11 protein-coding genes and 1 pseudogene are annotated in these 13,891 nt (G+C 42.4%); 7 read left to right on the top strand and 5 right to left on the bottom strand.

Annotation, left to right across the window (positions count from 1 at the left end):
- Positions 1–229: 229 nt before the first annotated feature.
- Positions 230–358: a hypothetical protein gene (locus tag HWQ23_RS24950; RefSeq protein ID WP_292834271.1), complete on the top strand. Its 129-nt coding sequence runs from the start codon at positions 230–232 to the stop codon at positions 356–358.
- A 252-nt stretch (positions 359–610) separates the two neighbouring features.
- Positions 611–1,294: a Uma2 family endonuclease gene (locus HWQ23_RS24945; protein WP_292834268.1), complete on the top strand. Its 684-nt coding sequence runs from the start codon at positions 611–613 to the stop codon at positions 1,292–1,294.
- 271 nt (positions 1,295–1,565) lie between these two features.
- Here the strand turns inward: HWQ23_RS24945 and HWQ23_RS24940 are convergent, their stop codons facing one another.
- Together HWQ23_RS24940 and fldA are read right to left on the bottom strand one after the other, a co-directional pair.
- On the bottom strand, positions 1,566–2,318 hold the full coding sequence (locus HWQ23_RS24940; protein ID WP_292834266.1) for an alpha/beta fold hydrolase: 753 nt from the start codon (positions 2,316–2,318) through the stop codon (positions 1,566–1,568).
- A gap of 236 nt (positions 2,319–2,554) precedes the next feature.
- Positions 2,555–3,067, bottom strand: a complete 513-nt coding sequence (fldA, locus tag HWQ23_RS24935) for a flavodoxin FldA (RefSeq protein WP_292834263.1) — start codon at positions 3,065–3,067, stop codon at positions 2,555–2,557.
- A 206-nt stretch (positions 3,068–3,273) separates the two neighbouring features.
- Here fldA and HWQ23_RS24930 point away from each other — a divergent pair, with 206 nt between their 5' ends.
- A complete protein-coding gene (locus tag HWQ23_RS24930) occupies positions 3,274–3,417 on the top strand; it encodes a type II toxin-antitoxin system Phd/YefM family antitoxin (protein ID WP_292834260.1) in 144 nt (47 codons plus the stop codon).
- Positions 3,418–3,602: 185 nt separating this feature from the next.
- Here HWQ23_RS24930 and HWQ23_RS24925 read toward each other — a convergent pair whose 3' ends face one another.
- Positions 3,603–6,131 carry a mannose-1-phosphate guanyltransferase gene (locus HWQ23_RS24925; protein WP_292834256.1) on the bottom strand — a complete coding sequence of 843 codons (2,529 nt, stop codon included), beginning with the start codon at positions 6,129–6,131 and terminating at the stop codon, positions 3,603–3,605.
- Positions 6,132–6,569: 438 nt separating this feature from the next.
- Between HWQ23_RS24925 and HWQ23_RS24920 the strand changes: the two genes are divergently transcribed.
- A complete protein-coding gene (locus HWQ23_RS24920; RefSeq protein WP_292834253.1) occupies positions 6,570–7,190 on the top strand; it encodes a Uma2 family endonuclease in 621 nt (206 codons plus the stop codon).
- 14 nt (positions 7,191–7,204) lie between these two features.
- Here the strand turns inward: HWQ23_RS24920 and HWQ23_RS24915 are convergent, their stop codons facing one another.
- Together HWQ23_RS24915 and HWQ23_RS24910 are read right to left on the bottom strand one after the other, a co-directional pair.
- Positions 7,205–8,893, bottom strand: a complete 1,689-nt coding sequence (locus HWQ23_RS24915) for a glycosyltransferase family 39 protein (protein ID WP_292834417.1) — start codon at positions 8,891–8,893, stop codon at positions 7,205–7,207.
- 265 nt (positions 8,894–9,158) lie between these two features.
- A complete protein-coding gene (locus HWQ23_RS24910; RefSeq protein ID WP_292834250.1) occupies positions 9,159–10,403 on the bottom strand; it encodes a glycosyltransferase in 1,245 nt (414 codons plus the stop codon).
- An 886-nt stretch (positions 10,404–11,289) separates the two neighbouring features.
- Between HWQ23_RS24910 and HWQ23_RS24905 the strand changes: the two genes are divergently transcribed.
- From HWQ23_RS24905 to HWQ23_RS24895, 3 genes and pseudogenes are all read left to right on the top strand, one after another.
- Complete coding sequence (locus tag HWQ23_RS24905) at positions 11,290–11,766, top strand: hypothetical protein (RefSeq protein WP_292834247.1); 477 nt, start codon at positions 11,290–11,292, stop codon at positions 11,764–11,766.
- Positions 11,767–12,472: 706 nt separating this feature from the next.
- Positions 12,473–13,129, top strand: a complete 657-nt coding sequence (locus HWQ23_RS24900) for a DUF1361 domain-containing protein (RefSeq protein WP_292834244.1) — start codon at positions 12,473–12,475, stop codon at positions 13,127–13,129.
- 230 nt (positions 13,130–13,359) lie between these two features.
- Positions 13,360–13,839: pseudogene (locus tag HWQ23_RS24895) on the top strand (baeRF7 domain-containing protein); the annotation flags it as partial.
- Between the last annotated feature and the right edge of the window lie 52 nt (positions 13,840–13,891).

Here is a 13,891-nt window from a genome sequence, read left to right as displayed (position 1 = left end):
ATAAAGACTGCTAACTAAATGGTATTGCCGTCGATCTATCTGGCATCCCACTTAGCTAATGATAGCTAGTTGGACTATGTTATGCAGCATTAATTGTCGGCGATGTCTAACTTAGGCGAGTAAGCGATCGCACAGTAGAACATACGATGACAATTAACATTAACGTGAATTCGATTGCTCATATAATATTTACCCAATTTGCTCAATTAAAAAACCTCTAAGAGGATGAATGAACAAGTCTAATTTATTACTAGCCGGGCGACTAGAAGTCGCGGCTACACGAGACTTTACCCACCTCCGTGGGTTAAAAACCTTGATTTTTCATGCTTTCCACGGAGGTGGACGAGAGTTTCTGTAGTAGCGAATTATATTCGCCCAATACTTTTCAAACAACCTCTAAGAAGGTTTTACTACGCAAAACCGTCCCTCTCCGAGTCGGAGAGGGACAGACTTGAACTTTAGTTCAAGGCAGGGAGAGGTTCGTCGAACTCACGTTAACATCACATTTTATGATTTTTGGAATTTAAGGAAAGCAGCAAATCAAGAAATCCTAACTGATAACTGAGGTTTGCTAAAGTCAGAAATATCCGGCAACTCCAAGGATTGGCAAATGGTTAGAGAGTACTCAGCCCAGAGACATCTGCCTCCGCTTGAAAGTGGCGACCGCCTAACTCGCCCTGAATTTGAACGGCGTTATGCGGCTGCACCCCATATCAACAAAGCAGAACTGATTGAAGGAATCGTTTACGTGGCATCTCCCTTAAGACATGAGCAACATGGCAAACCCCACAGTCGAGTCATAACTTGGTTAGGAGTTTACCAATCACTGACTCCTGGCGTTGATTTAAGTGATGCCCCAACCGTCAGACTAGATTTAGACAATGAACCCCAACCAGATGCAGTGCTGTTTATTGAACCAGACGCAGGCGGACAAACCCGTTTGAGCAGCGACGGTTACATTGAAGGATCTCCCGAATTAATTGTTGAAATTGCAGCGAGTAGCGTGGCGATCGATACAGGGAGCAAAAAGCAGGTTTATCGCCGTAATGGGGTGTTGGAGTACGTAATCTGGCAATCTTACGAGAATAAAATTGACTGGTTTTGCCTAATTGATGGTGACTATCGATTGCTATCTCCTGGTGCAGATGGAATTATTCGCTCTCAGGTGTTTCCGGGTTTGTGGTTAGAGGTGGAGGCGCTGTTAAACAATCAGATGGTGCGAGTGTTGGAGGTGGTGCAAGCGGGTTTGAAGTCACCGGAACATAATGCGTTTGTGCAGCAATTGAAGAAATAGACAAGTCTGAAATAGTTTACCGAAAAATTGGGTCTAAAGCCCCGTGCTTCGTTTCCCGGCTTTTTATTAATTGATTTGGATAGCTTGCGGATAAGTTCTCGCAGCACATCTGTCTGATTTCAACATTCAAAGGAAAGCAGTATTGCTTGAGCAATTTTTTCTCATATGCACTAAAGAATGAAATGACCCTCTTTTACCCCCTTTTTAAGGGGGTCGCCACAGGCAGGGCGATCTTATCGGAACCGTATTGCGATCGCACTCTTGTATCTTACTAATTTGTAGAACCGCTAAAAGATAGTGCAGATGCTTCTACTAGATGCGGATGGTGGTGTTGCCAAAAACTCAAAATCTCTTCACCAACCTGTTGAGGATAGAAGTAGTGAAAAAAATGATATCCTTCTGGGCATTCCCAAAGTTTATCTTCTGGCTTGAACCAATTTAACCAGTCATGCAATACAGTTGAGTTGACTACCGGATCAGTCTTGCTACCACATACCATCATTGGCATAGAAACTCCACCCTTGGGTAAATAAACCAACTTAAATAAAGAGTGTGACGAGGGAGATTGTTCTAAATCTTTATCTAAGGCAGCTACTAACTTTTTAGTGGTATGAGGCGGTTGATTTCCAAAAAGACTGCGAACGTTACTTGCTAAAATTAGCTCACGGCTGATGCTAAAAAGTTGTCGTTGAAAGTAATAGTGAGCGTGCCAATTGTTTGCAGGTTGAGCTGCTACAGCCAGCAGGGTGAGCGATCGCACTTTTTGAGGAAATCGACGGGCAAAGGTTAAGGCGATCGCACCACCCATCCCATGACCTCCTAAATGCACGGGGCGATCGCGCCATTCTAAAAAATCATACAGCAACTCCACAGCTTGATCTATGGAACTGGCTTCATCTTTGGTTTGCTGGTATTCCCACTGGGCGATGCTTATATACCCAGATAAGTATTGAAGTAATGGTTTATCAAAACGCTTCAAAATAGGACTAGCATTTAACCACAGAACATCAAATGAATCAGACATAAATACCTATAACTTCTAAATTATCAATTTTGGCCAACTTAACCTTAAAAAGGCGGTTAGAAACCGCGTCTATACAGGCAAAACCCACCTCCGTGGGTTTCAAACACTCACTTGTTCATGATTTCCGCGCAGGCGGTTTACCCTTCTGCTGACGGAGACGCTACGCGAACGGGTTCTCCAAAGGAGTACGTTTGTATAGCCGCGAATTCTATTCGCCCTGGCTTGAAGTTGATTTTCTACAAACCAAATTCTGTCTTCAACTGAGCAACCCAAGTTTTAATTCGCTCGTCTGTTAAATCAGATTGACTACCTTCATCAAGTGCCAGCCCAACAAACTTGCCATTTTTCAAAGCTCTAGAATTCTCAAATTCATAACCCTCAGTTGACCAATAACCAACAGTTTTACCGCCTCGCTGGGAAATTTTTTCTTCCAAAATTCCCATTGCATCCTGGAAGTTATCGGCATAGCCATATTGGTCTCCATCACCAAAATAGGCGATTAGCTTACCATTAAAATCTATTTCATCCAGATCGGGGAAAAAGCCTTCCCAATCGCTCTGAAGTTGACCAATATCCCAAGTGGGAGAGCCAATAATCAGCAATTCATACTCATCAAAGGTGGTAGCATCCGCCTCGTAAATGGGATGTAATGTTACAACCTCACCACCAAACTCATCCTGAATTTTTTCAGCATCTGATTCAGTGTTGCCAGTTTGAGTACCGTAGAACAGACCGATTTTTTTCGACATATAGCGTTATCTCCTGAAAAGTTTGCAAATAGCTGAAATATTATCAATGACTTAATGAATATCTATATCAATAAGCCTGAAGATATCTTATCAGAGTTATTGCAAATTATTTTCATCTAGCTAAGGTAAAGTTTTGTGAACTACTTCAAGAAACAAATTGAAGAAAAGGCTAGACTTGTACAATAAACAGTACAGGTTCGCGCCAGATGAAAGTTATCTCTTTTAGCGAGGCGAGAAATAGCCTGAAGACAGTTTTAGATCGGGTGACGGAAGATGCGGACTATACGATCATCACCAGACGAGATGCGGATGATGCGGTGGTGATGTCGCTAGAGTTTTTCAATAGCTGATGGAGACTGTGCATTTACTGAAGTCTGCGACAAATGCCATCAGCATTCCATTCCAACTACGACCCTGTAATTGCTCCTACAAAATAGATTCGTAATTCGTAATTAAAGAATTCAATTACGAATTACGTTAGCGTTCACGAAGTGTCTCGTAGAGAAGCGGGGCGTAGCCCATTACGAATTACGAATTACACTTCGGCGGGTTGATATTCTTCTTGTCTTTCCACAAAAGTCTGGACACGGCTGCGGTAGTTTCTGATAGTCTCATCTACCCAATCGCGATCGTTGCTATTTGCATACAAATGCACTAGTGGTTCGCTGGCATCTGGTAAAACTAACAGCCAACTGTCATCATAGGGTTGACAAACTTTCACTCCATCGATGAGTTCTAGGTTTTGGGCTGGATGAGTTTCTACCAAGTAACGCATCAAAGCACCCTTGGCTGTCCACGGGCAGCGTACTGTATAAGTTTTGTGAATTACACGAGGCAATTCTGACCGAGCAGTAGCAAGCGATCGCTCCTGTATAGTCAACATTTCAATTATCTTAGCAATGCAGAACATAGAATCAAATCCCGGATGCAGTTGCGGGAAAATAAAACCAGTTTCTCCACTACCTCCCAATACCACATTTTGATTTGTCTGGCAAGCCTCCATTAAGGCTGTAGGATTGGCTTTAGTGCGAATCACTCTGCCATCATGGCGGCGGGCGACTTGTTCAATAGCACTGGAAGCATGAACTGGTACTACTACTGTTCCTCTGGGGTTAGCCGTTAATATCATGTCTACCATCAGTGCTGTTAACATTTCCCCACGAATTGGGAAGCCTGATTCATCAACTAAAATTAGCTGTTCTCCATTAGCCGATACTTGCACGCCAAAGTTAGCTTTCAATGCCTCCACTACATGACCTAACTGAGTCAGCAGTCCTTCGCGGTCAGTAATTGACATCGCCGTTTTATTGACACTGGCATTCAACACCACTGCATCAGCGCCAAATTTATCCAACATTTGGGGTAAAACTGCCCCCGATACCGCATAAACATAGTCAATCACCACTTTTGCGCGACTGTTGCGGAGTGTATGAACATGCAACAGTTTCTCAAAAGCAGTGCAGTAACGATCCATGACTTGGCTAGGATAAGATACATCGCCAATTTCATGAATTAGCGCCCGCCGCATATCCTCCTTAAAGTAAGCCCCTTCAATTTTCTTCTCCAGGGCTTTGGAGATATTAATGCCCTTAGCATCCATGAATTCAATCAGAATGTAATCGGGGCGATCGGGGTGTACCCGCACATGGATACCACCAGCTACCGACATTGTGGGTATAACCGTGCGGGCGATGGGGATAGCTGTAGCATCGAGGTTTTGAATATCAACACCTACTGACATCAAACCAGCAATGAGCGATCGCGTCACCATCCGAGAGACATTACGCTGGTCACGGGAAACCGTTACCTTAGAACCCGGTTTCAAGGTAGAACCGTAAGCAGATCCCAATTTCACGGCGAATTCTGGGGTGATGTCGATATTAGCTAATCCTTGCACACCACGTTGCCCAAATAAATTCCGTTGGGCGGTGTTTCCCCAAATCAAGTTAATGTTTAAAATTGCCCCTGACTCAATCTTTTTACTAGGCCAAACGCGCACACCTGGGCTAATTTGGGCTTCTTCTCCCACCGTGGAAAGCGAACCCACAACAGCAGCTTCTAATACTTGAGCGCGGCGGTCTACACGAGTGCCACGGGAAATTACACAGGCAGAAAGAGCTGCTTCGTCGCCAATGATTGCCCCATTCCAGACTATCGGGCGTTTGAGATTCGCATCAGCACCAATAGTCACATTATCCCCAATTACGGTTCCTGCCTCAATCTGTACTCTTGCCCCGATGCGGCAATTGTCACCAATCACTGCTGGGGCTTCAATCACAGCCGTCTGGTCGATGTAAGTATTTTGGCCTACCCATAACTCATGGGAAACTTCTTTGTAGGCACAATCTAGTTGCACTTTCCCAGCTAAAGCGTCATACTGAGCCTCGCGGTAGGCATCTAAGTGACCAACATCACACCAGTAACCTTGAGCAATGTAACCATACATTGGCTCATCTTTTGCTAGTAGTAAGGGGAATAAGTCTTTGGAAAAGTCGCATTCAGTGTTTGCTGGCAGATATTCCAAAACTTCTGGTTCGAGAATGTAAGTACCAGTGTTGACGGTATCGGAAAAAATTTCACTACTAGAGGGTTTTTCTAAAAATCGATTAATCCGTCCTTCTTTATCGCTAATCACTACCCCAAATTCAATCGGGTTGGGAACCCTGGTCAAAATCAAAGTAGCTTTTGACTTATTTTGTTTGTGAAATGCGATCGCTGCGGTGAGGTCAAAATCTGTGATGCTATCGCCACTAATGACTAAAAAGGTTTCATCAAGAAGTTCGGCAATGTTTTTCACACAGCCTGCTGTCCCCAAAGGCTGATCTTCTTCGACGGCATAGGTCATCTGGACACCAAAATCGCTGCCATCTTGAAAGTAGTCTCGCAAGACATCAGGTAAATAATGCAATGTCGCAATAACTTCTGTAATTTGATGTCGTTTGAGCAGATTGATAATATGTTCGGCAATTGGTCGATTTAGAATCGGCACCATCGGTTTAGGCAAATCGCAAGTTAACGGGCGAAGCCGCGTTCCCGAACCGCCTGCCATTAGTACTGCACGCATAAATCCTCCTTAGCTATTTACAGCCTTCGCTGCTTCAAGACCCATGAGATATGTTTTGGTTCTTCTTTCTCTAGTCTCCTATGGATATCGATATTTGAGGAACTTCTACAAGATGCATCTGCGGTTGACACTCCCCAACGTTCACGCAGGGAGATTCTGTAATCTATATGTAATCTACATTAGATATCTCCAGAAATTAAATATGCGTTACACAGAACCCTTGTAGAGACGTAGCAGTGCTACGTCTCTACAGTCCTAAATCAGTTAAAATACTCAAAATATCAGATATTCCCATCAAAAAATTTGTAAAATACGCTAGCAAAAAATCAGTTATTATTCATCTTTGAAAGGGTTGTAATGGTTTCTCTCAAAAAAAATTCAAAACTGGGAGTTTTTCTACCATGTATTTATTTTAGCTAAAATTCGAGAGTTTAAATCATGACTCAAGCCTTACGCAAACTAGTTACATTCGATGAGTTTGTTGCCGACTATCCCGAAAACTCACAGAAACGCTATGAATTACATGACGGAGTAATAGTCCAGATGCCACCACCCACTGGCGACCATGAAGAGATTCGGGGATTTTTAGTTGGAGAAATAGTTGCAGAATATAAACGTTTAAAACTGCCTTATTTTATCCCCAAAACGGCATTCATTAAACCTACCCAGAGCGAATCAGCTTATTCGCCAGATGTGCTGATATTAAATCAGCCCAATTTAGTGAATGAACCTCTGTGGAAAAAAGAATCTACTGTTAGCCAAGGAGCATCGATTCCGTTAGTCGTTGAGGTGGTGAGTACCAACTGGAGGGATGATTATTTAAAAAAAGCAGCTGATTATGAGGCAGTAGGTATCGTAGAATACTGGATTGTAGATTATGCAGCTTTGGGAGGCAGGCGGTTTATCGGCAATCCTAAACAACCAACTATCTCAATCTACTCTTTAGTTGAGGGTGAGTACCAAGTTAGTCAGTTTAGGAATAGCAGTCGCATTCAATCATCCATTTTACCAGAGTTGAATTTGACTGCTCAACAGATTTTTGAGTCGAGTAGTGTGTAGTGTTTATCAGAAAACTAACTCTGCTGACAATGATAAAGTTTATATTCGTAGCCGTTCACCCTTGGCAAAGATTGAGTATCAGAGATAACGCATGTGTTGACGCTTTCTGCTACAGGTGCGTGAAAGTTTACCAGCCACAAGTCAAAAGGTCGTGGTAATTTCTTTAAAGTATTTTCTAGAGCAATGGTGGAAGTATTCGGGTCTTTATTTTGATGGGCAAGGAGAAACAGAGGTTTTTGGGGTGAATTGGCAACTTTAAACTCCCTAGCTACCCCCATCATTTCCCCAGTGTGTACATAAGTTTTGTGGGTAGTGGCAATCAGTACTGGCACTGGGGATATTTGTTGAATTAGTTGCACAAACAGGTCAGGGCGATAATATTTTTGATAGCCGAGATTGCAGAATACTGTAACTGCACTCACAAATCCCATTAACCAAATTAACATCACGGCTTTTTTACCGTTTATTCCCCATCTACCGATGCTTTTTATCTCATTTTCTCTTCCGATCAATTCCTTGGGAGGTTGCCAACAAACTGCAAGACTTGCCCCTAGTAAAATAACGATCGCCGGAAAGTAAACAAAGTTATACCTAGCACCCCTGGTCAGATCGATTCCGAAAAAGTACGTAAAGATAAAGAATAAAGCGATCGCACTGATCACCACTCCAATAAACACCTGAATCATAATCCGGCTTTCTGGTTGCTGTAGTTGAATCTTGATCCCACGCAGCAAAATTGGTACTGCCCAAATAAAGAAAATCAGCATCACCAGTCCAGAAGGAATCACAACCAATACCTGTGAAGATTCAACTGGCAAGAGGGAAATCATTGCAATCAATGTTCCTAAAGCTTGAAAAATTGGGCTAAACCAATCTAGTCCGACGCGCGAACCTTGAATCCACTCGGTCAAATTACTCCGATTTCTATTCTCTAAAAAGATTGGTAGCCAAATTAAACCCGCTACAAAAGTACCTGTTGCAACGGCATAGATGCGCCGCCAGGCAGAAGAGAAGAAAAGAGAAAATTTGCTGCTAGTCTGCAATTGAAGCCAAGCCAGAAAAATCAAAACTATAGCTTCTGTGCAGAGGGTGAGGCTGAAAAAGTAATGAGTCGCAAGCCCCAAAGCATTAATTGCCACCCAGGAAACTGCTACCCAGATGGGTAAAGGTGTGCGGTTTTGAATATGACGTGTGGCAATTACTAAACAGGTGAGAGAAGCTGTTACCCATAAGGCTGCCAAACTGTAATGGCGTGCTTCTTGTGCTAAAAAGATGGCGTAGGGTGATACTGCGATCATCGCAGCAGCCAAGTGTCCCACTAATGGCGAACGAAACGCTACCCTACCTAATACGTAAGCAGATGGAATCGAGGCAGCACCGATTAAAGCTGGTAGCGATCGCGCCCCAAACAGCGATACTAATCCTCCTTCGCTCTTAAATAATTTCATCCACAGGTAAGCCAGCACAAAATACAGTGGTGGATGGGTATCTTGTGTAACTAAGTTATGAATCACATCGCCAATACTAGCTGCTGGGTTTGGTTGCAGTGGTTGCAATAAAATATCAGCTGCGATCGCTTGATCTAGGGGTACTGATAAAAAATTATTCCCCAAACTAAACACCAAGGTGGAAAACTCATCAGTCCAAGGAGGTTTTCCAGTCAAGTTAGCTAGGCGCAAGCTGATGCCGATGATCAACCACATCAAGTTCAGCAAGAGGTGAACCCAAAAAGGAGGGAGGCGAGTCTGCAAATTATCCCAATGCTTGTTTTGTGAGCCAGAGTTTGCATCTGCCAGAGGCAGGAAATGGGTAGCATAGGCAGGTAGCAACGAGATAATTTTTCTGTAAAAATAAAATGCACCTTGGAAAATAACTCTCATTGCCGATCCTCACAGGAATGGATTTGTAGATTTGACGTTTGAGATTTAAGTTCGTTCTAAAATCAAAATCTCAAATCCCTGGTTGTGATTATTTCACGTCGGTGACGCGCCAGCTGAGTTTCAAATTAATCCAGAAATTCCAGATGGTAGCAACTGCGATCGCAATAAAGTTGGCAATATAACGATTAGGAATGATGAAATTGTATACCAAATTTAATATCAGTACATTCAATAGGAGTCCACCAAGGCAAACGACGTTGAATTTCACAAACCGCTTCCGGCGTTGATGCCATTCTTGCTGTCTGGCACTGACATCAGCAAATGTCCAAGCGTCATTCCAGAAGAAATTATTTAAAATCGCAATCTCACCAGCAATAATTTTGCTGCGTGTGAGTGGCCAAGCCAAGGTAGTCGGATCACTGAGCAAGTAAAGCACTGTCATATCCACAAATACCCCGCTAAAGCCAACCAACCCAAAACGGAGAAATCTACCGATAGGGAAATTGACTTTTCTACTCAATCGTCCTATCCCCCCTGTAGAAAGCCGCAACCGTACTAAGTGATGAATGTAATCTATATATTGCTTCCATGTCACCTTACTCTCACCCTCTTTGCGTTCGCAGAACACATACCCAACTTCGGCAACTTGATCTACTTTTCCCCGCCCGATTACCTCTAGAAGAATTTTGTATCCGACTGGATTGAGTGTTGCATTGGCGATCGCACTCCGGCGCACCATAAAATAACCACTCATCGGATCGGAAACTCTGCCCAGTACCCCCGGTAAAATCACCAAGCCTAACAACTGAGCGCCACGAGACAAGAAACGCCTAACAAGACTCCAACTACTGACACCGCCTCCTTCGACATGACGACTCGCTACTGCCAAATCTGCTCCCTGCTCAACACTACGCAACAGTTGCATCAGCACCTCTGGTGGATGCTGCAAATCTCCATCAATCACCCCCAACATACTCCCCGTCGCTGCTTGCCACCCACGAATTACTGCTGAAGACAGCCCTCGTTCCTGTTGGCGTCGCATCACTCGCAACTGGGGGTATTCTGTCGTCAAGGATTGTGCTATTTCCCAAGTTCGATCTGGGCTATCATCGTCTACCACAATCAATTCATAGTTTCCGGGAATAGATTCATCCAGCAACTGACTCAATATACTGACCACATTCTGGATGTTGTCACGCTCTTTATAAGTAGGAATTACTAGAGAAAGATGGATATATTCACCACTTGTACCCACTGCGTTAGGCGGCAACTCTGAAATCTTGAGTGGCCCAGTTGGTACTGTTAACAGCGAGTTGGATGAGTTTATCTTCATAATTTCATATTACAGAACGAGGATGTGTAAAGGCTGGAGGAAATAGAGCCAAATATTTGCTGGCCTTATTGACTGAACCTGATTACTCAAAGCTTTATGAATACTTTTGTTACAGTTAGCTCTTCTGAAAACTTTAGTAATTCCCGCACCTCAATTCAAAATATTTTCCTAAATTTTATCTAAACTTTAAATTGAGCCACTTATTTTTATGGTAGTTACTGACGTTTACATATTTTTTTTATAAAAACAACTAATACTGTACCATTAAGTCAGCAAATATACAGTTTATCAAGACTATGTGACTTGGAACTATTAGTAGAGAAATAAATACAAAGTATTTAAGAGTGCTGTTAGCTTTCTTCGGGGCGGTTAGCCCGTGCTGTTAGCGGATAGCTAGGGTTTAGCCCGTGCTGGCTCTCCAACCCACTGCTTCTCCTGAATTCTGCTGTAATATTGGCTCGACTTTATCCATTTTAGGACTTACGCACACTCTACGATTCTTGGCGTTCTTCTCTAACGAGACGCTTTGCGTACAAAGAGCGTCCGACAAGCTACACGTAGTGTCTCCTTGGCGCAGCCTCTCGTAGAGAAGAGTTGGCGTCTTGGCGGTTCGATAAATTAAGCGTAGTTGGCGATTTTTGCGTAAGTCCTAGATTTTTACGCTTAGGCAAACACATAAGCTCAAACCTTTGTAGAATGGCAGTTTGACTTTTTGATCTTCATCGATAATTTATGACGTAGAAAAAGTATTTGCCAAAAAGCCAGGGTTTTTGCCGGATAAAGAAAACCGAGTTCTTAATTTTGGATAAAGTCGAGCTAAGGGGATCGGTAGAACCAAATGTCTTTAATGCAAGAATTTTGAATTGTTAATGCTATTGGGGTGTTAATGTCTGTTTTACATAAATATACCGTTATTGCTCCTGTGAGCCTGAGCATTGCTTTGTTGATTACTAGTTGCAACGAAAATAAAGTTTCCCAGTGCCAGCGACTGATTCGAGTTGTGAATACTGGAACTTCTTTGATTGATAAAAATAAAGGAACGCAAGTGATCACCAGCTTACAGCTATCTAAAGATTTGGAATTTGTGACTAAATCGATTGGGGAACTGAAGTTAACAGACCCCAAGCTGAAAGGATTTCAAAGCAATTTTGTGAAAATTTTTCAGAATCTCAGTCAAGCGATCGCTAAGGCAGGTAGGGCGCTTGGTGCAACTAAGACAGCAGAAGCCTCGGAATCTGGTAGAGAAAAAATCCAAAAGGCTAGAACCGAAATTGACTCAGCACTGACAATAGCTACAACTATTGGCAAGCAGTCGGATACGCTAATGAATCAAATGAATAAATATTGTAGCCAGCCAGAATAATCCAATTTGGGCATGGGGGATTGGGCAATTCAATGCAAGGATTTGGGATTGACGATAGCGCCACAAAGAGCGACGTAAAAGCGTCTTTGGGATTAAATTTCAATTCTTCAATTCTTCAATTTTTACTCTCCCACTCCCCAACCTTATTCAAGCTACTTGTTCACAAGATTCTGCCAAGAGATGTACAATACCCACCTTACCCAAACAAGCGATCGCCTCCGTAGTCGAGTGATACTGCGTTAGTTATTTAACATCGTTAGTTCTCAAGGGATAGCGCAATTATTTTACACTCTTGGCAAAAACTTTCGCCTGCTTCTGGAACTGTCGTAGAACAGAATTAAATCAATATAATAGCGAGGACAGGGGCAACATTCCCATAAAAAAAGTCCTCAAAAAGTTATTCAGCAGCGTTTTTATCGCCCAGACTTTCTTCCTGTGGTAGATTTTACCCTGATGATTTTCTGGCTATACTAGTGAATTAAGCTGATTGAGAAATTTCATCCCCCAGTATGAAAGACATAAAAACTTTAAATTTCAGACATATATCACTGTGCATTTCCTTTTAAGTGACACAAAAGCCTTGTCTGGTCTTGGAGTAAATAAATTTTCTTAGGGGGTAGAAAAATTTTATCAGTCAATCACTAAGGTTAACACTAATACTAAAGAGTGAATCTAGATCAATCAAACGTCTTTTGAGTTAGCACCTATGAAAGAAGAATTGATAGCCAGAGTTGTGCAGGTTTTGAGAATTAATATGAGTTGGATGACTTGGAATTTATTTCTGGCTTTTATACCTTTAGCTTTGAGTGTGTGGCTATTTCGCTTCCGGCGTGTTAGCTCTTGGCTTTGGTGGCTAGGATTCTTAGTTTTTTATGCTTTCTTACCGAATGCACCATATCTGTTGACTGATGTAATTCACCTGATAGACGATATCCGCACGATTCAATCGGTTTGGATGATTACTTTGGTACTCATTCCTGTGTATTTGTTAGTAATTTTCGGTGGGTTTGAAGCTTATGTAATCTCGTTAATTAATTGGGGTTACTACTTACATCGCATCGGCAAGAGCCAATGGATTTGGCGCTTTGAGTTGATTACACATTTTCTCTGTGCTGTTGGTGTCTATTGGGGGCGGTTTTTGCGTTTCAACAGTTGGGATTTTATTACTCAACCCGATGCCGTACTCACTAAAGGGGTAGAAGAAATTCTTGGGAAACAGCCCCTGGTGATTATTACTATCACCTTTGGGGTACTTGCAGGTTTGTACTGGATTATGAAACGAGTAACTTTAGGTCTTAGCCAACCAGATAGTAAAATAGGAATAAACTCAGGACGCGCAAAGTCTAACACGCCAAACATTTGATAAACCTGGCGATTTTGGCTTTTAAAGAAGGAGGTTTTAATTAGTAATTCCCCGAATGAATATTGCCTATCAAAAGAAAGATGCAACTAAACCCTGCTTGAGGTGAAATAAATTCAGAGGCAAACGGTTGGACTTCAACCGCCACCATCTGAGAATAACGTTTTATCAGATCATTGAATATCGATGATCTGGTCTGATGTATCTGGTCACCTTGATAGGAGGGATATAATATGCAATTAATCTCTAAAGAGGAAATAAAGACATTAATAGAACAGCCAAAAGGAAATTGTGTTTCAATTTATATGCCAACGCACCCAGCCGGGCCAGAAGTGCGACAAAACCCAATTCGCTTTAAAAATTTGGTCAGGGAAGCAGAGGCTCGTTTAATTGATGCGGGTTTGACACAGGAAGATGCGATCGCATTATTAGAAAAATCCCAGGAAATTGATACCCAAGAGTTTTGGGAGCAAATCGGACAAGGGCTGGCGATTTTTATTTCTGACAATATTTTTCGCTATTATCCCCTGCCAATTGATTTTCAAGAGTTGGTCGTGGTTACAGACCGATTTCACATCAAACCACTGCTACCAATTTGAAATGGTAATGGTCGCTTCTATATACTGGCTTTGAGCCAACAAGATGTCAGGTTCTTTGAAGGAACACGCTACAGCGTCAAAGAGGTAGAAGTAGAAAATCTCTCTAAAAGCCTAGTAGTTTGCCAAGGTAACTTTGCTAAGTAAAACCTCTAATTGGTAAAATAGC

It is taken from the genome of Nostoc sp. JL33, assembly GCF_017114985.1.
Taxonomy (GTDB): Bacteria; Cyanobacteriota; Cyanobacteriia; order Cyanobacteriales; family Nostocaceae; genus Nostoc.
Note: the sequence above shows the minus strand (reverse complement) of the source record. Positions and strands in the feature narration are given on the sequence as shown.

Coding starts and splice junctions, on each gene's coding strand:
- HWQ23_RS24950 (WP_292834271.1), top strand. CDS start 230: ATGAACAAGTCTAATTTATTACTAGCCGGGCGACTAGAAGTCGCGGCT.
- HWQ23_RS24945 (WP_292834268.1), top strand. CDS start 611: ATGGTTAGAGAGTACTCAGCCCAGAGACATCTGCCTCCGCTTGAAAGT.
- HWQ23_RS24940 (WP_292834266.1), bottom strand. CDS start 2,318: ATGTCTGATTCATTTGATGTTCTGTGGTTAAATGCTAGTCCTATTTTG.
- fldA (WP_292834263.1), bottom strand. CDS start 3,067: ATGTCGAAAAAAATCGGTCTGTTCTACGGTACTCAAACTGGCAACACT.
- HWQ23_RS24930 (WP_292834260.1), top strand. CDS start 3,274: ATGAAAGTTATCTCTTTTAGCGAGGCGAGAAATAGCCTGAAGACAGTT.
- HWQ23_RS24925 (WP_292834256.1), bottom strand. CDS start 6,131: ATGCGTGCAGTACTAATGGCAGGCGGTTCGGGAACGCGGCTTCGCCCG.
- HWQ23_RS24920 (WP_292834253.1), top strand. CDS start 6,570: ATGACTCAAGCCTTACGCAAACTAGTTACATTCGATGAGTTTGTTGCC.
- HWQ23_RS24915 (WP_292834417.1), bottom strand. CDS start 8,893: ATGTGGTTGATCATCGGCATCAGCTTGCGCCTAGCTAACTTGACTGGA.
- HWQ23_RS24910 (WP_292834250.1), bottom strand. CDS start 10,403: ATGAAGATAAACTCATCCAACTCGCTGTTAACAGTACCAACTGGGCCA.
- HWQ23_RS24905 (WP_292834247.1), top strand. CDS start 11,290: ATGTCTGTTTTACATAAATATACCGTTATTGCTCCTGTGAGCCTGAGC.
- HWQ23_RS24900 (WP_292834244.1), top strand. CDS start 12,473: ATGAAAGAAGAATTGATAGCCAGAGTTGTGCAGGTTTTGAGAATTAAT.